This window comes from Anaeromyxobacter terrae (assembly GCF_022690685.1).
GTDB classification, from domain to species: Bacteria; Myxococcota; Myxococcia; order Myxococcales; family Anaeromyxobacteraceae; genus Anaeromyxobacter; species Anaeromyxobacter terrae.
On the sequence record NZ_JALCYY010000045.1, the window covers coordinates 22,634 to 44,374 of the forward strand.

General features: G+C 71.8%; 19 protein-coding genes. 6 read left to right on the forward strand and 13 right to left on the reverse strand.

Annotated elements, in window-relative coordinates:
• Positions 1–2: 2 nt before the first annotated feature.
• From MNY62_RS18290 to MNY62_RS18340, 11 genes are read right to left on the reverse strand one after another with little or no spacing between them, the layout of a single operon-like run.
• On the reverse strand, positions 3–638 hold the full coding sequence (locus MNY62_RS18290) for a cytochrome c oxidase subunit 3 family protein (protein WP_242345632.1): 636 nt from the start codon (positions 636–638) through the stop codon (positions 3–5).
• On the reverse strand, positions 628–2,295 hold the full coding sequence (locus tag MNY62_RS18295) for a cytochrome c oxidase subunit I (protein WP_242345633.1): 1,668 nt from the start codon (positions 2,293–2,295) through the stop codon (positions 628–630). Before MNY62_RS18295 ends, MNY62_RS18290 begins: the two co-directional genes overlap by 11 nt.
• Positions 2,270–3,325: a cytochrome c oxidase subunit II gene (coxB, locus tag MNY62_RS18300; RefSeq protein ID WP_242345634.1), complete on the reverse strand. Its 1,056-nt coding sequence runs from the start codon at positions 3,323–3,325 to the stop codon at positions 2,270–2,272. Before coxB ends, MNY62_RS18295 begins: the two co-directional genes overlap by 26 nt.
• The gene (locus tag MNY62_RS18305) at positions 3,322–4,185 is read right to left on the reverse strand and encodes an SCO family protein (protein WP_242345636.1); all 864 of its coding nucleotides are present in this window, start codon (positions 4,183–4,185) and stop codon (positions 3,322–3,324) included. The genes coxB and MNY62_RS18305 overlap by 4 nt, the downstream gene beginning before the upstream one ends.
• Complete coding sequence (locus tag MNY62_RS18310; RefSeq protein WP_242345638.1) at positions 4,182–4,628, reverse strand: hypothetical protein; 447 nt, start codon at positions 4,626–4,628, stop codon at positions 4,182–4,184. The genes MNY62_RS18305 and MNY62_RS18310 overlap by 4 nt, the downstream gene beginning before the upstream one ends.
• A complete protein-coding gene (locus MNY62_RS18315) occupies positions 4,625–5,809 on the reverse strand; it encodes a hypothetical protein (RefSeq protein WP_242345639.1) in 1,185 nt (394 codons plus the stop codon). The genes MNY62_RS18310 and MNY62_RS18315 overlap by 4 nt, the downstream gene beginning before the upstream one ends.
• The gene (locus tag MNY62_RS18320) at positions 5,806–6,378 is read right to left on the reverse strand and encodes a c-type cytochrome (RefSeq protein WP_242345641.1); all 573 of its coding nucleotides are present in this window, start codon (positions 6,376–6,378) and stop codon (positions 5,806–5,808) included. The genes MNY62_RS18315 and MNY62_RS18320 overlap by 4 nt, the downstream gene beginning before the upstream one ends.
• Before the next feature lies 1 nt (position 6,379).
• Positions 6,380–6,907, reverse strand: coding sequence for a DUF3341 domain-containing protein (locus MNY62_RS18325; RefSeq protein ID WP_242345642.1), 528 nt, complete (start codon positions 6,905–6,907; stop codon positions 6,380–6,382).
• Complete coding sequence (gene nrfD / locus MNY62_RS18330) at positions 6,904–8,316, reverse strand: NrfD/PsrC family molybdoenzyme membrane anchor subunit (RefSeq protein ID WP_242345644.1); 1,413 nt, start codon at positions 8,314–8,316, stop codon at positions 6,904–6,906. Before nrfD ends, MNY62_RS18325 begins: the two co-directional genes overlap by 4 nt.
• The gene (locus tag MNY62_RS18335) at positions 8,313–11,336 is read right to left on the reverse strand and encodes a TAT-variant-translocated molybdopterin oxidoreductase (protein ID WP_242345646.1); all 3,024 of its coding nucleotides are present in this window, start codon (positions 11,334–11,336) and stop codon (positions 8,313–8,315) included. Before MNY62_RS18335 ends, nrfD begins: the two co-directional genes overlap by 4 nt.
• Positions 11,324–11,974 carry a cytochrome c3 family protein gene (locus MNY62_RS18340; RefSeq protein WP_242345647.1) on the reverse strand — a complete coding sequence of 217 codons (651 nt, stop codon included), beginning with the start codon at positions 11,972–11,974 and terminating at the stop codon, positions 11,324–11,326. Before MNY62_RS18340 ends, MNY62_RS18335 begins: the two co-directional genes overlap by 13 nt.
• Positions 11,975–12,266: 292 nt before the next feature.
• Between MNY62_RS18340 and MNY62_RS18345 the strand changes: the two genes are divergently transcribed.
• The 3 genes from MNY62_RS18345 (at position 12,267) to aat (ending at position 14,635) form a co-directional block, all read left to right on the forward strand.
• The gene (locus MNY62_RS18345) at positions 12,267–13,130 is read left to right on the forward strand and encodes a sigma-70 family RNA polymerase sigma factor (RefSeq protein WP_242345648.1); all 864 of its coding nucleotides are present in this window, start codon (positions 12,267–12,269) and stop codon (positions 13,128–13,130) included.
• Between the two features lie 96 nt (positions 13,131–13,226).
• Positions 13,227–13,838 carry a hypothetical protein gene (locus MNY62_RS18350; RefSeq protein ID WP_242345649.1) on the forward strand — a complete coding sequence of 204 codons (612 nt, stop codon included), beginning with the start codon at positions 13,227–13,229 and terminating at the stop codon, positions 13,836–13,838.
• Positions 13,839–13,930: 92 nt separating this feature from the next.
• Positions 13,931–14,635: a leucyl/phenylalanyl-tRNA--protein transferase gene (gene aat, locus MNY62_RS18355; protein ID WP_242345651.1), complete on the forward strand. Its 705-nt coding sequence runs from the start codon at positions 13,931–13,933 to the stop codon at positions 14,633–14,635.
• A gap of 13 nt (positions 14,636–14,648) precedes the next feature.
• Here aat and MNY62_RS18360 read toward each other — a convergent pair whose 3' ends face one another.
• Complete coding sequence (locus tag MNY62_RS18360; RefSeq protein WP_242345653.1) at positions 14,649–16,601, reverse strand: S9 family peptidase; 1,953 nt, start codon at positions 16,599–16,601, stop codon at positions 14,649–14,651.
• 240 nt (positions 16,602–16,841) lie between these two features.
• Between MNY62_RS18360 and MNY62_RS18365 the strand changes: the two genes are divergently transcribed.
• Positions 16,842–17,168: an ATP-dependent Clp protease adaptor ClpS gene (locus tag MNY62_RS18365; RefSeq protein WP_242345655.1), complete on the forward strand. Its 327-nt coding sequence runs from the start codon at positions 16,842–16,844 to the stop codon at positions 17,166–17,168.
• Between the two features lie 10 nt (positions 17,169–17,178).
• Entirely contained in the window at positions 17,179–19,467 is a 2,289-nt protein-coding gene (gene clpA, locus MNY62_RS18370; protein ID WP_242345657.1) for an ATP-dependent Clp protease ATP-binding subunit ClpA, read from the forward strand.
• 25 nt (positions 19,468–19,492) lie between these two features.
• Here clpA and MNY62_RS18375 read toward each other — a convergent pair whose 3' ends face one another.
• Positions 19,493–21,355 carry a methyl-accepting chemotaxis protein gene (locus tag MNY62_RS18375; RefSeq protein WP_242345659.1) on the reverse strand — a complete coding sequence of 621 codons (1,863 nt, stop codon included), beginning with the start codon at positions 21,353–21,355 and terminating at the stop codon, positions 19,493–19,495.
• Positions 21,356–21,513: 158 nt separating this feature from the next.
• Between MNY62_RS18375 and MNY62_RS18380 the strand changes: the two genes are divergently transcribed.
• Positions 21,514–21,741 (forward strand): hypothetical protein (locus MNY62_RS18380; RefSeq protein ID WP_242345661.1); only part of this gene is annotated, 228 nt, incomplete at its 3' end.

Here is a 21,741-nt window from a genome sequence, read left to right on the forward strand (position 1 = left end):
TCCTAGATGAGGTAGATGAGCGGGAAGACGAAGATCCAGATGAGGTCGACGAGGTGCCAGTACAGCGCGCCGAGCTCCACGGGCACGTGGTACTCGGCGGCGTAGGCGCCCCGGCCGGCCCGCCAGCCGATGACGGCCAGGACGGTCATGCCGATCACCACGTGGATCGCGTGCAGCCCCGTGATGAGGAAGTAGAGGGCGAAGAAGATCGGGCCGCCCGGCCCCTGCACCGCGTCGCTCGTGTAGAAGCGCCCGGGCAGCTCGCCGGCGTGGAAGTGGTGCGTGTACTCGACCGCCTTGAGGCCGAGGAACAGGACGGCGAGCAGGATCGACGCGCCGAAGAGGAGGCGCGTGCCGCGGCCGTCGCCGCGCGTCGCCCGCTCGAGCCCCATCGCGACGGTGAAGGAGCTCGTGACGAGCACGAGCGTGTTCACGAAGCCGATCCAGGTCTCGAGGCCGCGGCTCGCCTCGCGGAAGGCCTCCGGGTAGAGGTAGCGGTACACCCCGTACCCCGCGAACAGCGCCGTGAACAGCAGCACCTCGGTGGCGAGGAACAGCCACATCCCGAGCCGCGCCGCGTAGGTCTGCTTCTCGAGGCTCTCGAAGTGGTGCGCGAGGTAGGTCGTGTTAGCTGGCATGCTTCGGCTCGGGCGTCGCGGCCGGCGGGGTCTCGACGCCGGGCAGGTCGTACTGGTGCGGGCCGTGCGTGTAGACCGGCGTCGTCTCGTAGTTCTCGGGCGGCGGCGGTGACGGCGTGTCCCACTCGAACCCGCGCGAGTTCCACGGGTTCGATCCGGCGATCGGGCCCCACTTCAGCGCGACGAGCGTGTAGACGAGCACGATGACGAGGCCGAGCGCGAGCACGGACGCGCCCGCGGTCGAGGCGACGTTCAGCGGCCAGAACTTCTCGGGATACGAGAAGTAGCGCCGCGGCATCCCCTCGTTCCCGAGCAGGAACTGCGGGATGAAGGTGAAGTTGAACCCGAGGATGATCATCACCGCGGCGACGAGGCCCCAGCCCTCGGGCAGGCGCTTCCCCGCGATCTTCGGGAACCAGTAGTGGAGCGCCGCCAGGAACGCCATGAGCGTCGCCCCGACCATGATGAAGTGGAAGTGCGCGACGATGAAGTAGGTGTCGTGCCAGTGCACGTCGAGCGACACCGTGGCGAGCGCGATGCCGGTCATGCCGCCGAACACCAGGAAGAACAGGAACCCCACGAAGTACGCGAACGGCGTCGCGAACAGGATCGACCCCCTGTAAAGCGTCGCCGTCCAGTTGAAGACCTTGATGGCCGTGAAGATGCCCACGAACATCGAGAGCACCCCGAACACGCCGCCGTTGAAGGCGGACTGCCCGGACACGAACATGTGGTGGCCCCAGGTGAAGAAGCCGACGAACGCGATGCCGAGCGAGGAGTAGGCGACGGCCTTGTAGCCGAAGATGTTCTTGCGGGAGAAGGCGCAGACCACCTCGGAGATCACCGCCATCGCGGGCAGCACCATGATGTAGACGGCGGGGTGCGAGTAGAACCAGAAGAAGTGCTGGAAGAGCACCGGGTCGCCGCCGCGCGCCGGATCGAAGATGCCCCAGCCGAACGCGTGCTCCACCGCGACGAGCAAGAGCGACATGCCCAGCACCGGCGTCGCGAGGATCTGGATCACCGACGTCGCGTAGATCGACCACACGAACAGCGGCAGGCGCGTCCAGTGGAGGCCGGGCGCCCGCATGGTGTGCGTGGTGACGATGAAGTTGAGGCCGGTGAGGATCGACGAGAAGCCCAGGATGAACGCGCCGAGGAGCACCGGCACGACCTTCGTGATCGTGGTGGTGGAGTACGGCGTGTAGAACGTCCAGCCGGTGTCGGCGCCGCCCTGGATCATCCCGAACAGCGCGATCAGCGCGCCGGCGACGTAGACGTAGAAGCTGAGCAGGTTGAGCTTCGGGAAGGCCACGTCCTTCGCGCCGATCATGAGGGGCACGAGGAAGTTCCCGAAGCCGCTCGGGATGGCGGGGATCATGAAGAGGAAGATCATGACCACGCCGTGGAGCGTGAACATGCGGTTGTACGTCTGCGCGCTCATGATCGTCGGGCCGGGCGTGAGCAGCTCGATCCGGATGAGGAGCGCGAAGACGCCGCCGAGCGCGAACGCGATCGTGGTGGCGACGAGGAACATCACCCCGATCCGCTTGTGGTCCTGGGTGAGCAGCCAGGACTTGAGGCCGGTCTCGGGCGAGTTCAGGTAGTTCCGGGGGTTCCACACCGGAACTTCACTGCGGGCGAGGGATGGATTCATAGACCGGGCCTTCCGACGGACCGGAGCGGACCGCCTGCGTCTTGAGGGTCTTGATGTACTCGACGACCGCCGCGACCTCGGGCGGAGAGAGCTTGCCCTGGTACGTGGGCATCACGTTCTGGTAGCCCGCGACGATGTCCGCCGCGGGATCCATCATCGACTTCGTGAGGTAGCCCTCGTCCGCCACGACGGTCTTGCCGTCCTTGAGCTTCTCCTGGCGGAGGTAGAGGTCCACCCACGTCGGGCCGATGTGCCGCGTGCCGTCCACGCTGTGGCACTTCAGGCACCCCTGCTCGGACGCGATCCGGCGCCCCTCCTCGGCGACGTTGGCCGCGGGCATCGCCCGCTCGCCGGACGGCGCCGCGTCCTGCGCGACGGCGTTCGCGCCCCGGCGCTGCTCGGCGATCCAGGTGTCGAACTCCTCCTGCGGCATGACGACGAGCTCGCCGAGCATGGCGGAGTGGCCGAGGCCGCAGTACTCGGCGCAGAAGATCTCGTAGCGCCCGGGCTTCTCCGCCTTGAACCACGACTGCGTGTAGCGGCCCGGCAGCGCGTCCATCTTCACGCGGAGCGCGGGGACGTAGAACGAGTGGATCACGTCGCGCGAGGTGATGAGCAGCCGCACCGGGCGCCCCACCGGCACGCGCAGCGTGTCGATCGCGTTCGGCCCGCCCGGATAGGCGAACTTCCACATCCACTTCTTGCCCTGGACGTAGACGTCCATCGCGTCCTTCGGCGGGAGCGACAGCTTCGCGTACTGCGGGAAGCCGATCGCGAACCACACGAGGAACAGCGCGAGCGGCAGGCCCACGAAGACGACCTCGTGGATGGTGCGCGGCTCGACGTGCGGGGTGAGGTCCGTGTCCGCGCGGCGGCGGTAGCGGACGAAGAAGAAGATCGCGGTCGCGAACACGCCCGCGGCGGCGATCATCGTGGTGATGATGATGAAGTAGTGGAGCCCGTCGACCTGGCGTGCGTAGTCCGACGCCTGGTCGGGGAGGAACAGCATCCTGCGGAGGAGCTCGTTCATGCCGTGCGCCTCGCCTTGCCCCTGCGCTCGCGCCAGACGAGGCCGCCGATGAGGCCCGAGAGCGCGAGGAGCACCGCGAGGCCTCCCGCGCGCACGAAGCCCCACGCGTACGGCTCGTACTTCCGGGAGGCGGGGTCGTAGCGGTAACAGGTGAGGAGGAACTTGTCGAAGCTGGTGCCGACCTTCCCGTCCGCCGCCTCGACGACGGAGAGCCGGAAGTCCTTCGACGGGTACTCGATGCCGTAGAGGTAGCGCGAGACGGTGCCGTCCGGCGTGAGCACGAAGACCGCCGCGATGTGCGCCCACTCCTTCGACGCCGGGTCGTACTTGTAGCGGAAGCCCACGGACTCGGCGAGCTGGCGCGACGCCGCCTCGGTGCCGACGAGGAACGGCCACACCGGCTCCGCCTCCGCGCGCCCGAGGGACTGGAGGTAGCCGCGGCGCCGCTCCGCGGCCTGCGCGGGCTTCTCCTTCGGATCGAACGACACCGTGACGGCGTCGTAGTCCTTGCCGAGCACGAGGCCGTTCTCGCGCATGGTCTTCGCCATGCCGGAGAGGATGAGCCCGCAGAGCATCGGGCAGTCGTAGTAGACGAGCGTGAGCACCACCGGACGGTGACCCTTGAACGCCTCGCCGAGGCGGAAGGGCCGGCCGTTGCCGTCGGTGAAGCCGAGATCGAGCGGCACCTGGTTCCCGAGCCGCTCGTCGACGCCGACCTCCTCCAGGATCGCGGGAGGCTGGTCGGTGGGCGGGCCCTTCGGGTCCTCGCGATTCCAGAACTGGGCCGCGGCGAGGCTCGGGCCACCGGCGACCGCCGCCAGCGCCGCGAGCGCGGCGAGCCGGGCCGGGCGGCGGCTCATGGCTGCCCCCCCGGCGGCGGCGCCTCGCCGCCCTTCGGCGCCTGCGCGGGCCGGACGCCCTTCGCGACGAGCTCCATCGCCCGATCGATGGGGATGTGCACGACGCCGCCGTCGCGATCGACCCAGCCGTACGACCGGAGCTTCTCGAGCCGCTGCGCCCGGTCGCGCGTGCCGCGAACCGCGACGTCGAACATCTGCTGCTCGACCATGCCGATCTTGGACTGGCCGAGCTCGGCGGGGATCGAGGCCGGCGGCTGCTCGCCCTGGCGCAGGCGCAGGTAGCTCGTCGCGGCGAGCGAGGCGAAGAAGAAGACGACGAGCGCGCCGACGCCGACGGCGACCACCTTGCCGCTCGAGATCCGGTCCTCCTCCGACCGGACCCCGTGGCCGTGGCCGACCTCGTGCGCGTGGGCGTGCGTGGGATCGGTGTGCGGATCGTTCATTGCGGCAGGTACCTCAGCGAGTCCTCGAGGTAGGGGTCGCGCACGGGCACGGTGAAGGTGCCGCGCAGGCGGAAGATCGTGAACGCGATCGCCGCGCCGCCGACCCCCACGAACGCGGTGAGGTCCCAGATCGACGGCCGTGGGCCGGCGGGGTCGAGGTGCGGCATGACGAGCCAGTAGAGGTCGACCCAGTGCACGAGGAGCAGCCAGCCCGCGACGAGCGAGAGCGCCCTCGGGTTCCGCTTCAGGTCGCGCGAGAGGAGCAGGAAGAAGGGGACGACGAAGTGGAACAGCGCGAGGAAGACCCCCACCCACCTCCAGCCGCCGTCGATCCGGAGGATGTACCAGGGCACCTCCTCCGGGATGTTCGCGATCCAGATGAGCATGAACTGCGAGAAGGCGACGTAGGCCCAGAACGCGATGAAGGCGAGCAGGAACTTCCCGAGCGAGTGGAAGTGCTCGAGGCTCATGTGGTGCCCGAACGCGGTCGGGTCCGGCCGCGAGAGCGTGGCGGCGATGATCGTCACCGCGAAGGCCGCCATGAAGCTGCCCGCGAACCAGTAGACGCCGAAGATCGTCGAGAAGAAGCGCGGGTCGAGCGACATCATCCAGTCGAACGACGCGAACGTGAGCGTGAGCGCGAGGAACGGGAGCGATCCCGCGCCGAGCCGGCGCTGCCAGCGCGTGAGCGTCGCGCCCCCCGCGGTGTCCTGGCGGAGCGACCAGCTCCGCAGCAGGTGCGCGACCACGATCCAGAAGAGGAAGTAGATCGCGGCGCGCCCGAGGAAGCCGCCCGCGTTGAGGTACGGGAGCTTGTGGTGGACGGCGTGCGCCATCTCGGGAGCGAGCGTCTCCGGCGGCGCCATCCACACGAAGAGGCGCTTCATCCCGAGCGCGATGGGGATGAACAGCACGACGAAGAGCGGCAGCGCGGCGGGCACGGTCTCGACGAACCGGCGCAGCACCACCGGCCAGCGCGCGTTCGACGCGTGGAACGCGCCGAGCAGGATGAGCGCGCCGAGCGCGATGCCGATCCAGTAGACGAACGCGACGAGGTACGCGAAGAGCGCGCGCCGCGGGTCGACGAGGGCGCCGACCGCGGTGAGCGCCAGGCCCGCGACCGCGGCGACGAGGGCCGGGGCCATGAGCCGCCTGCCCCCCTGGTACGGGGTGAGCGTCATCGCCCCTCCTTCTGGAGGCGCTCTCGCGCCTCGGGCGGGACCTGCTCCACGGTGGCGTACTGCGAGAGCTGGAGCGCGCGGACGTAGGCGACCACCGCCCAGCGGTCCTGCACCGAGAGCTGCCCGGCGTACGACGGCATGAGTCCGAACCCCTCCGAGATGACCTGGTAGATGAAGCCGTCCGCGAGCTCGCGGAACTGGTGCAGCGACGGGGGCTTCCGCAGCGACATGTTGAGCGCGACCTGGCTCTCGCCATCGCCGAGGACGCCGTGGCACGCCGCGCAGTTCACGTCGAACCGGGCCCGGCCGCGCGCGAGCAGCTCGGCCGTGACCGCCACCGGCGACACGGGGAGCGGCCGGCCGTCGGGGCCGCGGCCCGTCGCGACCGCGGGCTCGATCGGCGCCCGGTGCGGCACGGTGCCGGCCGGCGGCGTGCGCATCGCGAGGCCGTCGGGGTAGTGCTTGCTCGCCTTGTAGGCCTTCACCTTGGGTTGATCCCACATCGGATCGAGCCTGGGGCAGGCGGCGAGGAGGAGGAGGAGCGGGGCGGCGAGGCGCGCGGTCTTCATCTCACTTCGCCTCCGGGACGATCGACACGTTGCGCGCGCCGAGCCGGCGCAGCTCCTGGGCGACGCCCTCCGCGTCCTTCCCCTCCACCTCCGCGGAGAGCCACAGCCCGTCGATGCTGGCGGAGCGGAACGCCTCCACCTCGAACACCGGGTGGTGCGTGCGCGGGAAGCCGAAGTACCCGCCGAGGAGCCCGACGAAGATGGCGAGCGCGGCGAACAGCACGCCGAGCTCGAAGGTGACCGGGATGAACGCCGGCGCGCTGTGCGGCGGGCGGTTGCCCACGTTGAGCGGCCAGTCGTGGCCGACCGTGTACCACTGGAGCAGGTAGCCCGTGAGCGCGCCGGTGACGCCGGCGACGAGGGCGACGATCGGGACGGTCGAGCGCTTCAGCCCGAGCGCGTGATCCGCCTCGTGCAGCGGGTACGGAGAGTGGATGTCGAGCTGCTCGTGGCCGTGCGCGCGGAGCGTGCGCGCGGCCTCGTAGAGCGGCTGCTCCCGCTCGAACTCCCCGAGGACGTAGGCCTTCATCCTTCCTCCTCCGAGCCGGGGTGGGCGTTCTCGCCGTAGTGCTCGAGCTCGCGGCGGAGCTCCTTCACCTCGAACAGCGGGATGGCGGGCAGGAACCGCAGGAACAGCAGGAACAGCACGCCGAACGTGCAGATCGAGCCTAGGAACAGGCCCCAGTCGACCCAGGTCGGGTAGTACATGCCCCAGGACGACGGGATGAAGTCGCGGTGGAGCGAGACCGCGATGATGACGAACCGCTCCGCCCACATGCCGATGTTGACGAGGATCGCGACGAGGAACAGCACGTACTCGTTCCGCCGCATCGACGGGAACCAGAGGATCTGCGGGGAGACCACGTTGCAGAACATCTGGGCGATGAAGATGCCCCTGTACGGCCCCTGGAACCGGTTCAGGAAGGCGAAGGCCTCGGCCGAGCTGCCCGAGTACCAGGCCATGAACCACTCCATCATGTAGCCGTAGAACACCATGAGCCCGGTCGCGAGGATCACCTTCGCCATGTTGTCGAGGTGACGCTCGGTGACGACGTGCTGGTAGCCGAGCAGCCGGCGCGCCGGGATCATGAGCGTCATCACCATCGCGAAGCCGCTGAAGATGGCGCCGGCCACGAAGTAGGGCGGGAAGATCGTCGTGTGCCAGCCCGGCAGCTGCGAGATGGCGAAGTCGAAGGACACGATGGTGTGGACGGAGACGACGAGCGGCGTGGAGAGCCCGGCGAGCAGGAGGTAGCCGATCCGGTAGTGGCGCCAGTGCCGCGCCGAGCCGCGCCAGCCGAAGCTCATGATCCCGTAGACGATCCGGCGGCCGCGGGTCCTGGCGGCGTCTCGCAGCGTCGCGAGGTCGGGGATGAGGCCGAGGTACCAGAAGAGGAACGAGACCGTCGCGTAGGTCGAGATCGCGAACACGTCCCAGGGGAGCGCGCTCTTGAAGTTCGGCCAGATCAGGTTCGTCGACGGGTACGGGATGAGCCACCAGAACAGCCACGGCCGCCCGAGGTGGATGACCGGGTAGACGCCCGCCATCGCGACCGCGAAGAGCGTCATCGCCTCCGCGAACCGGTTGATGGAGGTGCGCCACTTCTGCTGGAACAGGAGGAGGATCGCGCTGATGAGCGTGCCGGCGTGGCCGATGCCGATCCACCAGACGAAGTTCGTGATGTCGAACGCCCAGGCGACGGGGATGTTGTTGCCCCAGGCGCCGATGCCGACGAACAGCGTCGTGACGAGCGACAGGGTCCAGAACCCGACGCCGCCGAGGAGCGCGACGAGGAGCAGCAGCCAGCCCTTGCGCGTCGGGCCGAGGACGGGGGCGAGGAGGCTCTCGGTCAGCGCCCGATCGTCCGGGCGGCCCACGAGGACCGGCGCGCCCTCGAGCGCGTGGGCGTCTTGGATCGTCTTCTCGGCGGTGCTCATGCGAGCTCGGGGTTCGGGTTGCGGAGCTTGACGAGATAGGCGGTGCGCGGCCGGGTGCCCAGCTCGTGCAGCAGGTCGTACCGGCGCGCGTCGGCGTGCTTGCGCGACACGCGCGAGCGCGGGTCGTTGAGGTTACCGAAGACGATCGCCTCGGACGGGCAGGCCTGCGCGCAGGCGGGCACGACCTCGTCCGGCCCGATCTTCCGGCCGGCCACGCGCGCCTCGATGCGCGAGCGCTGGATGCGCTGCGTGCAGTAGGTGCACTTCTCCATGACGCCGCGGGCCCGCACGGTGACGTCAGGGTTCATCAGCATCTGGAGCGTCGGCGCCATGTCCCCGTGGTAGTCGAGGAAGTTGAAGCGGCGCACCTTGTACGGACAGTTGTTCGAGCAGTAACGGGTGCCGACGCAGCGGTTGTAGACCATCTCGTTCAGGCCCTCGTCCGAGTGGACGGTGGCGTTCACGGGGCAGACGTACTCGCAGGGCGCCATCTCGCAGTGCACGCACGCGAGCGGCTGCGTGACCGACCGGGGATCCTCGGCGGGCCCCTCGAAGTAGCGGTCGACCCGGATCCAGTGCATCTCGCGGTTGCGGAGCACCTGCTCCTTGCCGACCACCGGGATGTTGTTCTCCGCCTGGCACGCCGCCGTGCACGCCGCGCAGCCGATGCACTTCGACAGGTCGATCGACATGCCCCAGCGGTAGTCCTTCTCGGAGTAGTCGACCGGCTCGAGGATCGTCGGCGACTCGCCGCGGTGCTCGTCGAGCTCGGCCTTCGCGCGGGGGAGCTCCTCGTGGTCGAGCGCGAGCGCGATGGCGCGGCCCTCCATCGAGAAGTGGCCCTGCGTGACGGCGAGCTCGGTCTGCTTGCCGGTCTTCTTCAGCTCGGCGCCGCCAGCGAACCAGGGCGCGTCGCTCGTGCGGAGCGCGTAGGCGTCGAACCCCGCGCCCTTGCCGACCGCCCCGGCGCCCAGCTGGCCGTAGCCGAGCGCCAGGGTGACCGCGTCGTCGGCGTGGCCGGGGACGACGAGCACCGGCGCGACCACCGCGCGGCCCGCGCGCGCGAGCTCGACGAGATCGCCCGACTCGAGCCCGAGCCGCCTCGCGGTGGCGGGCGAGAGGTGGGCGGCGTTCTCCCAGGTGAGCTTCGTGACGGGATCCGGCAGCTCCTGCAGCCAGGCGTTCTCGAGGAAGCGGCCGTCCCAGACCTTGTAGTCGGGCGCGAAGCCGAGCTCGAGGCCGCCCGCCGGCGCAGGGAGCTTCGCGAGGGCGCCGGCGACGCGGCCGGCGTCGACCTTCGCCTCCTCGGGCCGGCCGGCGCTCTCGGTGAGCAGGCCCGCCGCGAGCCACTCCTCCCACGTCCGATCGAACGGATCGGGCGGACGGGGCCGGTTCGTGTCCGCGGGGTTCGACGCGGCGGCGGGCCCCCCGAGCGGCAGCGGCGCGGGCGAAGCGCCGGAGCGGGCGCGCCAGCCGTCGCGCACGAGGCGCCAGGCGCCCTGGTCGCCCACGCCGAGGAACGCGGCGAGGAGATCGACCTCGGTCGTGCTCTCGAAGAGCGGCGAGATGAGCGGCTGCACGACGGTGACCGTGCCGTCGCGCGAGCGGAGATCGCCCCAGGACTCGAGCGGGTGGCTCGCCGCGAGCTTCCAGCTCGCCGCCCGCACGGTCTCGTCGTCGCGCAGCGCGAGGACCATCGAGTTCTTCACCTTGCCGAACACCTTGCGCAGCTCGAGGTCGGCGGGCGCGGTGTAGAGCGGGTTCCAGGCGGTCACGACGAGCGTGTCCACCTTGCCGCCCTGCACCTCGGCCGAGAGCGCGCGGAGCGCGTCCGGGCCCGCCTTCGGGTCGAGCAGCACCGGCGCGCGCCAGCTCACGACGGGCCCGACGTTGCCGAGCGCCTCGTTCATGGCCGCGGCGAGCGCGTGCACCGCCGGCGGCTGCCGCGCGCCCGCGACGACCAGCGAGCGCCCGCGGGCCCCCGCGAGATCCTTCGCGATGGCCTTCGCCGCCCTGGCCTGCTCGCCCGCGGCGCGCGCGCCGAGGGGCTCGAGGCCCGCGACCCCGGCCGCGGCGAGCTCCGCCGCGACCGCCCGCGCGAACGCCGCGACCTCGGCGCCCCGCATGCGGAGCCGGTGGTCGGCCATGCCGCCCGTCACCGAGAAGCGCGGCTCGGCGACGTAGAGCCGGTTCATGCGCTCGCCCTCGCGGCGCGAGGCGAACTCGCGCGCGTTGCGCAGGTGCTCGCCCTCGGTCGCGAGGAAGTCCGAGTCGAGCGACAGGATGACGTCGGCCTTCGCGAGCTCGAAGGTGGCGTCGAGCGGGCGGCCGAGCGCGATCTCCGCGCCGGCGCGCTGCGCGGCGTCGCCGCCGGCCGGCGCCCACGTGTCGAAGCGGGCCTTCGGGAAGCGCAGGAGGAGCCGGCGGCGCAGGTCGGCGAGGGTCGGCGAGCTCGTCGGAGCGACGAGGAAGCGCAGCCGGGCGCCGCCGTCCTTGTCGTGCTCGCGGGCGAGCGCGGCGATCTCCTGGAGGACCGTCGCCCACGCGAGCGCGCGCCCTCCGCGCGTGAAGCCCGCGAGGCGCGCCGGATCATAGAGATCGAGCACGAGCGCCTGGGTGATGGCGTCGGTGCCGCCGAGGCTCGCCGGGTGCAGGCGGTTGCCCTCGATCTTCACCGGCCGGCCCTCGTACGCCTGCACGACGAGCCCGACGGCGTACCCCTCGTCGCTCGTGGCGGTCGCGTAGCCGACGGGGACGCTCGGCGTCACCGCCTCGGGCTTCCGCACGTAGGGCACGAGCTTCTCGCGCGGCGGCTTGCAGGCGAGACCTGCGAACGCCGCGGAGGCGCCGAGGATCTGGAGGAAGCCGCGCCGCGAGAAGCCCTCGGGCGTCTCTGCGGCGCCCTCCGGGAACTCACCCGGCCCGGCGTCCGCCCGCCCCTCGAGCTCGTCGATGCTCTTCCAGCGGCGCGTCTCGAGCGCCGTCTTCTGACCGTAGATGGGAAGCCCTAGCGATGGCATGTGTAGCAGCTCGTGCGGGGTTTCACGTCGTACTTCTTCGCCAGCTCTTTCCCGAGCGCGACGGGGTCGCCTTCCGGCTGCCACGTCATGTTCGTGATCTCCTCGAGCGGGCGGAGACGCGGGGTGGGGTTCCGGTGACAGTCGAGGCACCAGCCCATCGTGAGCGGGGCGACCTGCTCGATCGCCGGCATCAGATCGACGCGTCCGTGGCACTCGACGCAGCCGACCCCCTTGTTCACGTGGATGGCGTGGTTGAAGTAGACGAAGCCGGGGAGGCGGTGCACCCGCACCCACTCGATCGGCTTGTTCGCGAACCAGCTCGCGCGCACGAGGTCGAGCAGCGGGCTCTTGTTCCACACCTGCGAGTGGCAGTTGAGGCAGAGCTCGGTGGGCGGGATCCCCGCGCTGGCGGCCTTGTCGACGGTCGTGTGGCAGTAGCGACAGTCGATGAGGTCGTCCTGCACGTGGTGCCGGTGGTCGAACTGGACCGGCTGCCCGATCTGCTCCGCCTGCCCGGTGCCCGCCGGGATGCGGGCGAACACCATCAAGGCGCCCACCGTCCCGGCGGCGCCGGCGACGAGGACCGCGATGACGATGCGGAAGATGCCGTTGGATCTCGGAGAAAAGAGTGCGCTCATCGCGTGATGCGCATGCCCCTTGGACGTCGTGCAGGTACGGCCGGGCCCGCGCTGGGGCGTAAATTGTCTTGGATCAAATATCGACGGAAGGTCTCGGAAGGGGCGAGGGGCTCGGGTTCCTGCCCGGTCGCCGGCCCGCGCGGGATCCTCCGTGCCCGCCGCCGCAGCGGCCGGTCTCCCTCGGACGCGCGGTCGTCGAGGCCGCGCCGGCTGCGCGAGCCGAGCGGACGCGGGTCGCGGCGGCGACGCGGTGCTTGTTCCATCGACCGCTCCGAGTTACGACCCACCCCTCATGGACCCCAAGGACACCGAGCTGCTCGACCGCGCCCGCGAGGGCGACCGCCGGGCCCTGGAGGCGCTCCTCTCACGGCATCAACGGAGCGTGTATCGCTTCGGGCTGAAGATGTGCCGCGACGAGGAGGACGCAAAGGACGTCTTGCAGGAGACCCTCCTTGCGGTCGCACGAAACGTGAAGGACTTCCGCGGCGCGTCCTCGGTTTCGACGTGGCTCTATACGATCGCCCGGAGCTTCTGCATCAAGAAGCGGCGGCGCTCGAAGTTCGCGCCGGAGCAGGAGGAGTCGCTCGAGGCGCGCGTCCCGGGCGAGGCGGCGCGCCAGGTGGTCGACCCGTCGCGCCCCCCCGACGACGCGCTCGCGGGCCGGCAGATCGAGGTCGCGCTGGAGCAGGCCATCGCCGCGCTCGACCCCATGTACCGCGAGGTCCTCGTGCTCCGCGACGTCGAGGGGCTCAGCGCGCCCGAGGTCGCGGAGATCATGGGCCTCACCGTGGAGGCGGTGAAGAGCCGGCTGCATCGCGCACGGGTGGCGGTGCGTGAGGCGGTCGCGCCGCTGCTCGGGATCCCCGGCGCCGCCGCCCCGTCAACCGCTGCTGCCGCAGGCGCGGTCGCCCCTGCGGAGCCCTGCCCGGACATCGTCGAGCTCTTCTCGAAGCACCTCGAGGGCGAGATCAGCGCCACGCTGTGCGCCGACATGGAGCGCCACCTCGCCCGCTGCCCCACCTGCGACGCGCGCTGCCAGTCGCTCCAGCGGACGCTCGCGCTGTGCAAGGCCGCGCCGCTCCCGGAGGTCCCGGCGGCCGTGCAGGCGTCCGTCCGGACGGCGCTGAAGGAGTTCATCTCGCTGCGAACGTCGTGATCCCAGGGCCGCCCGGAGCGACGTGCGTGCTCCTGAGGCGCACCCGTTTGCCGGCCTCCCTTCCGCACCCCATCTTTGGGTTCGGGAGGTGAGGGGATGCTCAAGGGAACCCTGTTCGCCGCGGCGCTCGCCGTCGCGGGACCGGCGCTCGCACAGTCCGGGACGACGAATCAGCAGCCATACACGCCGCCGCAGCAGCAGCCGCCGGCCTTGCCGCCGGCCCAGCAGCAGCCCGCGTCCGGCGGGACCGCCGCGCCAGGCGGCGCCTCGCAGCAGGTGGTCGTGAACCCGCCGAGCGGGCAGTCGGGCGGGACCACGACCGTGACGCCGCCGCCACCCTCGTCGACGACCGTGGTGACCCCGCCGCCAGCGCAGGGCGCGACGGAGGTCGTGGTGGAGCGCCGTGAGCGGCCGAACCCGATGGCCACCGTCGCGACCGACGCGGCGTACGGCGGCGTCGCGGGCCTCCTCGTCGGCACCGGCGTGTCGCTCGTCAACGAGTGGGACCACTGGCAGCGCGACATGATGATCGGCGCCGGCGCGGGGCTGCTCGTCGGCGCTGCGGTCGGGGCGATCCACGCGACGTACGACGCGCGCGAGGTGGACCGCCGCGAGCGGCGCGTCGCGGTGCGCGACGGGCTCGGCTCGACCGATCGCGACCCGGTCGTCAGGGCGCCGACCTACGTCGGCTGGGCCGGCCGGTTCTAGAGCACGGCACCGCGTGGCTCGTGCCGGGGGGATGCGGCTCGTCCCCCCGGCACGGCTGTCCGCGGGGCGCGCCTCGCACTACACTCGCGGGCGTGTCGATCTACCGGCTCTCGCGCGAGATCGCGTTCCCGGATCCGGAGCTCGCCGAGCCCGACGGGCTGCTCGCGATCGGCGGCGACCTGTCGGCGGAGCGTCTCCTCAGCGCCTACGCGATGGGGATCTTCCCCTGGTATGGCGACGACACGCCCATCCTCTGGTGGTCGCCCGACCCGCGCCTCGTGCTCGAGCCGGAGTGGCTGCACGTCTCCACCTCGCTGGCGCGCACCCTGCGCCGCGGCCGCTACCGGGTCACCGCCGACCGCGCCTTCGAGGACGTGATCCGGCGCTGCGCGGCGCGCGAGCGGCCCGGCCAGTCCGGGACCTGGATCGTGCCGGAGATGGTCGACGCCTACGTGCGCCTCCACCGGCTCGGCTTCGCCCACTCGTTCGAGGCGTGGGACGGCGACGCGCTCGCCGGCGGGCTCTACGGCGTGTCGCTCGGCGCGGCCTTCTTCGGCGAGTCGATGTTCGCCGATCGGCCGGACGCCTCGAAGGTCGCGTTCGTCCGCTCGGTCGAGTGGCTCGCGTCCTGGGGCGTGCGGCTCGTCGACTGCCAGGTCCGGACCGAGCACCTCGCGCGCTTCGGCGCCCGCGAGATCCCGCGCGCGGACTTCCTCGCGCGGCTCGCGCGCGCGCTCGAGCAGCCCACGCTGCGGGGCCGCTGGGATCTCGAGGTGCCGGAGCCGCCCCTGCCCTGAGGCGCGCCTACGTCTAGCGCGTCCCGGCGGCCTCCGGCGGCGACGCGCCGCCTGCGGCCAGCATCCGCTCGAGGAAGAGCGCCACCGCGGACGTCATCGTGTCGCGGTTCTCCTTCTTCTGGAAGCCGTGCCCCTCGTCCTCGGCGAGCAGGTACCAGACCTCCTTCCCGTTCGCGCGCACCGCCTCGACGATCTGCTCCGCCTCGGAGCGCGGCACGCGCGGATCGTTCTTGCCCTGCACCACGAACAGCGGCGCGCGGATGCGCGCGACGTGGTTGAGCGGCGAGATCCGCTCCTGGACGGCGCGCACCTCGGGCAGGCGCTCGTCGCCGTACTCGGCGCGGCGCAGGTCGCGCCGGTACGCCTGCGTGCTCTGGAGGAACGTCGGCAGGGACGAGATCCCCACCACGTCCACGCCGGCGCGCACGCGCTCGGGGAAGAACGTCATCGAGGCGAGCACCATGTACCCGCCGTACGAGCCGCCGTACACCGCGACGCGGGAGGCGTCGAGGTCCGGCCGGCGCGCGATGAAGTCGAACGTCGCGCCGATGTCCGCGAGCGCCTGCTCGCGCCGCACCCCGTCGTCCGCCGCGAGGTAGCGCTTCCCGTAGCCGTCGGACCCGCGCACGTTCGGGGCGAGCACGGCGACGCCGAGCTCGGCGGCGAGGAACTGCACGAACGGACTGAACGCCGGGCGGGACTGGCCCTCCGGGCCGCCGTGCCAGAGGACGACGACCGGGCGGCGCCCCTCGCCACGCGGGCGGTAGAGGAAGGCCGGGACCTCCACCCCGTCCGTCGACGGGTAGCGGACGAGCTCGGGCTCGACGAAGAGCGAGGGATCGATCCCGCCCACCTCCGAGCGCGTCCAGCGGGTGAGCGCGCGGGTGCGAAGGTCGAGCACGTGGACGTCCGAGGGCGAAGTCGCCGAAGACACCGACACCGCGAGCCGGTCGCCGCGTCCGGCGGGGAACGCGAGGCGCCCGGCGACGCCGGGCGGGAGCGGGGCCGCGGAGAGCCGGCCGGCGCGCGGGTCGAGGAGGTGGAGGAGCGAGTAGCCGTCCGCGTTCACCGTGAACGCGACGCGACCGTCCCGCGCCACCGCCACCTGCTCCACCTCGGCGGCGACGCCGGGCGCGACCGGCCGCGGGGTCGCGCCCGCGCGGTCGAGGTCGATCCGGTACAGCGCGTTCCGGTCGCCGAAGCGGTCGGTCACCGCGTAGACGCTCCGCCCGTCGGCGGAGAAGGCCGCGTCGCGCAGCGAGCCCTCCCCCTCGAGGAGCGGCCGCGACGCGCCGGTCGCGATCTCGACGACCCGGAGGTCCGCGTCGGCGATCGAGCGGAACCGCGAGACGAGGAGGCGGGCGCCGTCCGGGGAGAGGTCGAGCGGGAGGAACGACCCCTCCCCCTCCACGATCCGGCGCGCCTCGCGCGGCCGGGCGAGGTCGGCGACGTAGACGTCCGTGTCCTTGCCGTTCCGCCCGGTGCCCGCGTACGCGAGGCGGCGGCCGTCGTGCGAGACGAGGAGCGCCTCGTGCCGGCTCTTCCCGTCGGTGAGGAGCTCGGAGCGACCGGTGCGGCGGTCGAGGCGGTAGAGCTGGTAGAACTCGCCGCCGCCGACGTCCTGCAGGTAGAGGATCGTACGCGGATCGCCCGGCACGAGCCGCGCGTCGAGGACCGGCTCCTTGCCGAAGGTGACCTGCTCGCGCATGCCGAGCGGATGGGAGACGACGTGGAGCTGCACGGTGGAGCCGAAGCGCGTGCCGACGAGGAGCGTCCCGCCGTCCGGCGCGACGTCGAGGAGCGTCGCGCCTCGGGCGTTCTGGTACTGGTCGAGCCGCACGGCGAGCGAGGCCGGGATCTCCGGCACGCCGAGCGCGAGCAGGTTCGGTTGCCCGGGCATGGGCGTGAGGGCGAGGGGCGACGGGCCGGCGGCGAGCGCGAGCGCCGCGAGGAGGGCGATGGGCATGAGACCCCCGGAATAACCGCCCGCCCCACCGCCCGGCAAGCGGCCCAGCGGCCTGGCGGTCCGCCGCGCGGGGGGAGCACCGCCGGTCCACTGCCCTCTCCGTTCCCGGAGAGCCCCGCGCGGGGCTCGAGGACGCCCTCCGGCCGATCGCGGACACCGGGCGCACGTGCGGCCGCGCGCGAGCCGCCGCGCGCGCCCGGCCTGCGCGGCGAGGAGGCCGTACGCTTACAATGTGAGGCCATGGCAGAGCGGTCCCGCCCCGGGGGCGACACGGACGTCGTCGTCCCCCGGACGAAGGCGGAGAAGGAGACGAAGCGGCCGTCGCTGTACCGGGTGCTGCTGCACAACGACGACTACACCACGCAGGAGTTCGTGGACTGGGTCCTCGTGACGGTCTTCCACCACGATCCCGAGAGCGCTCACCGCATCATGCTGAACGTTCACATGCACGGAGTCGGCGTGGCCGGTATCTATCCCTTCGAGATCGCGGAGACGAAGGCGGAGAAGACGATGGAGCTCGCGCGCGAGGCGGACTACCCGCTCCTCGTGACGGTCGAGCCGGAGTAGCGGAGCAGGCATGGTGACGGTGTCGAAGGAACTGCAGCAGACGCTTCAGGCCGCGGTCGCGGAGGCGCGACGGAGACGCCACGAGTACGTGACGCTCGAGCACCTCCTGCACGCGATGACGCGCGACAAGGTGGCCTCCGAGGTGCTGCTCGCCTGCGGCGCCGACCTGAAGCTCCTCGAGCGCGAGCTCGAGGAGTACCTCGACCGCACGCTCGAGTCGCTCGGGAGCTCGCAGGATCCCGAGCAGACCGCGGCGTTCCAGCGGGTGCTGCAGCGGGCCGCCTGGCACGTGCAGGGCTCCGGGCGCACCGAGCTCAACGCCGGCGACGTGCTCGTGGCGATCACGCGCGAGCGCGGCTCGCACGCGGTCTACCTCCTCGAGAAGCAGGGCGTCAGGCGCCTCGACATCCTCCAGTACATCTCGCACGGCATCGGCAAGGAGGGCGGTGGCGACGACGAGCCGCAGGACGAGGGGGGCGAGGAGTCGGGCGCGCCGCGGACGGTGAAGGATCCGTTCAAGACCTTCACCGTGAACCTCGTCGAGCGCGCGGCGCAGGGGCTCATCGATCCGCTCATCGGCCGCGACGCCGAGATCGAGCGGACGATCCAGGTCCTCTGCCGCCGGCGCAAGAACAACCCGGTCTTCGTGGGCGAGCCTGGCGTGGGCAAGACGGCGATCGTGGAGGGGCTCGCGCTCCGCATCCACGAGAAGAAGGTCCCGTCCGTCCTCGAGAAGGCGGCGATCTACTCGCTCGACATGGGCGCCCTCCTCGCCGGCACCAAGTTCCGCGGCGAGTTCGAGCAGCGGCTCAAGGGCGTGATCGCCGGCGTGAAGAAGACGCCGAACGCGATCCTGTTCATCGACGAGATCCACACCATCGTCGGCGCGGGCGCGACCACCGGCTCGTCGATGGACGCCTCGAACCTCCTCAAGCCCGCGCTCGCCTCCGGCGAGCTGCGCTGCATCGGCTCGACCACCTTCCACGACTACAAGCAGACGTTCGACCGCGACCACGCGCTCGCGCGGCGCTTCCAGAAGATCGAGATCTACGAGCCGAGCGTCGACGACACGATCCGCATCCTCAAGGGGCTGAAGAAGGTCTACGAGGAGCACCACGGCGTCGTGTTCACGCCGCGCTCGCTCCGCGCGGCGGCCGAGCTCTCGGCCAAGCACATCAACGACCGGCAGCTCCCGGACAAGGCCATCGACGTCCTCGACGAGGCCGGCGCGCGCGACCGGATGCGCGCCGAGGCGCGCCGCCGCCACCGCGTCACCGCCCGCGACGTGGAGCGGGTCGTCGCGAAGATCGCGAAGATCCCCGAGCGCACCGTGTCGGCGGACGACGAGACCCAGCTCCGCAACCTCGAGCCCGAGCTCAAGAAGGTCATCTACGGGCAGAACGCGGCGGTGGAGGCGATCGTCTCCGCCATCAAGCTGTCGCGCTCCGGCCTCGGCGCGCCGGAGCGGCCGATCGGCAACTTCCTCTTCTCCGGCCCGACCGGCGTCGGGAAGACCGAGCTCGCGAAGCAGCTCGCGCGGATCCTCGGCGTCGAGTTCCTCCGCTTCGACATGACGGAGTACCAGGAGAAGCACACCGTCTCGCGGCTCATCGGCGCGCCCCCCGGCTACGTCGGGTTCGACCAGGGGGGGCTCCTCACCGACGCGATCCGCAAGACGCCGTACGCCGTCCTCCTCCTCGACGAGATCGAGAAGGCCCACCCGGACATCTTCAACCTGCTCCTGCAGGTGATGGATCACGCGACGCTCACGGACAACAACGGCCGCAAGGCCGACTTCCGGCACGTCATCCTGGTGATGACGACGAACGCGGGCGCGCAGGAGCTGTCGGCGCGGCGCGTGGGGTTCGGCTCGGACGTCTCGGATCCCGGCAACGCGCGGAACGCCATCGAGCGGACCTTCAGCCCGGAGTTCCGCAACCGCCTCGACGCGTGGGTGGCGTTCGACTCGTTGCCCGCCGAGGTGATCGCCCGCGTCGTGGACAAGCTGGTGAAGGAGCTCGAGGCCCAGCTCGCCGAGCGCAAGGTGCACATCGAGCTCACGGCCGAGGGCCGCGCCTGGCTGGCGGAGCACGGCTTCGATCGCAAGATGGGCGCGCGGCCGATGGCCCGCCTCATCCAGAACGAGGTGAAGAAGCCGCTCGCCGAGAAGATCCTGTTCGGCGAGCTGCACGAGGGCGGCACCGTCCGCGTGGACGTCGAGCCGGACGGCTCGAAGCTCCGCCTCGTCGTCGCAGCGGCTGTGCCGGCGCCGAGGGTGACGGAGCCCGAGCCTGCGTGAGCCGACGACGGCCCTGAGGTGAGGCTCAGGCGGCGGCGCGACCGTGCGGCGGCAGGGCCGCGGGCTCGCCCGCCGTACCCAGCCGGAAGAACGCGATCGCCGCCTGCAGCTCGTCGGCGCGGCGCTCCAGGTCGTGCGCGGTGGCCTCGATCTCCTGGGCGGCGCCCGCGGTGTGCTGGACGCCGGAGCTGAGCCCCTGCACCGCGCCGCTGATCTGCGCCGCGCCCGTGGCGAGCGCGCGGGTGGCGGACGCCATGTCGCGGACCTGCCCGGCGCTCTGGCGGATGTCGGCCACGAGGGCGCCGAGCACCGCGCCCGCCCGCTCCGCCACCGCCACCGTCGAGTCCGAGAGCTCGCCGATCTCCTGCGCCGCGCCGCGGCTCCGCTCGGCGAGCGAGCGCACCTCTGCGGCCACGACCGCGAACCCCTTGCCGTGCTCGCCGGCGCGGGCGGCCTCGATGGCGGCGTTCAGCGCGAGGAGGTTCGTCTGGTAGGCGATCTCCTCGACGATCCCGGTCTTCTCGGCGATCCGGCGCATGGCGGCCACGGCCTCGGCGACGGCGCGGCCGCCCTCCTCCGCGGACGTCGCCGACGCGAGCGCCGAGCGCTCCGCCGCGTCGGCGTCCCGCGCGGTGGCGGTGATCGTCGCCGAGATCTCCTCGACGGACGCCGCCGCCTCCTCCGCCGCGGCGGCCTGCTCGGAGGTGGTCCGGGAGATGAGCTCGGCGCCGCCGCGCAGCTTGTCGCTGCCCGTCGCCACTCCGTGCGCGGCGTCGCGGACCTGGCCGACGGCGCCCCGCAGCTGGCCGACCGTGTCGCGCATGGCCGCGAGCACCTGCCCCGCCTCGTCGAGGGCGCGCGCCTCGATCTGGATCGTGAGGTCGCCCTCGGCCATCCGGGCGGACGCGGCGACCGCCTCGCGCAGCGCGAAGAGGCTGCGGCGCAGCGCCCCGTACAGCAGCGCCCCGGCGACCGCCATCATCGCGGCGAACAGGGCGATCGTGGTCCAGCCGTCGCGCACCGACGCGGCGTGGAGCGCGGTCGCGTCGCGGAAGAAGAAGAGGACGCCGGCGACCTCGCCCTCCGCGTCCCGGAGCGGGCCGATCCCGGCGACGTACCACGCGTCGCCACGCTGGAAGAGCCGCGCGACGGGGGCCTCGAGCCCTCCGGCGAGGCCGACCGCCGCGCCGAGCTCGCGCGCGAGCGCGCGGTCGGTCGCCTCGAGCAGCTGGAACTCGCCGACGACCTCCTTCGTCGCCTCGGCCCCCTTGGCGCGCAGGTAGTCCGAGCGCAGGAACAGCGCGGCCTCCTCGCCGGTGACCTGCTTGGTCTGCGCGAAGAGGTGATCGATCTCCTCGGCGACCTCGAGGAAGCCGATCTGCGCGCCGCCGAGCGACACCGGCCGGACGCTCCGCAGCGAGAAGAAGTTCTTGCCGAGCTCGATGCCGTGAGCGTTCTTGCCCGTCCTCGCCGCCGCGCGGAAGGTCGCGCGCGTGAGGACGTCGTCCCGCTGCTCCGGCTTGTGGGCGCGCAGGAACACGCGCCCGTCCGGCTCGATGAAGTACATGTGCGTGATCGCGTTCGTCGCCTTCAGCTCCGCGAAGAGCGGCGCCGCCGCGGCGAGGAGCGCCTCGCGGTCGCGGCTGGCGAACGGCGCGAGGACGCGCTCCTGGCGAGAGAGCACGGTGAGCGCGCGCGACAGCCCCTCCGCGTCGGCCGAGACCGCTGCGTCGAACGCCGCCACGTCGGCGAGCATCTCGCCGGACGCGGCGTCGAGGAGCTGGCGCTCGCGCGCCGAGCGCGTGACGTAGGCCGCGAGCACGATGGTCAGCGAGAGCACCGCCGCGAGCGAGACGAGGAACCTGTTCCTGAGAGAAGCGGTGCGCACGCGGAGCGACCTCCAGTTGGGGGCTCACCGAGTCTCGCATCCCGGATGGGGACCGCAACTCCCTCCTGGCTCCCGTCAGCGAGCGACATCGGCCCGAACCCGGGGATTGGCTGTAGAGCGCGATATCGCGCCCTACACGTCGGTTTGACGTCGGGTGAATGACCCCGACCCCGACCCCGACCCCGACCCCGACCCCGACCCCGACCCCGACCCCGACCCCGACCCCGACCCCGACCCCGACCCCGACCCCGACCCCGACCCCGACCTCGACCCCGACCTCGACCCCGACCCCGACCCCGACCTCGACCCCGACCCCGACCCCGACCCCGACCCCGACCCCGACCCCGACCCCGACCCCGACCCCGACCCCGACCCCGACCCCGACC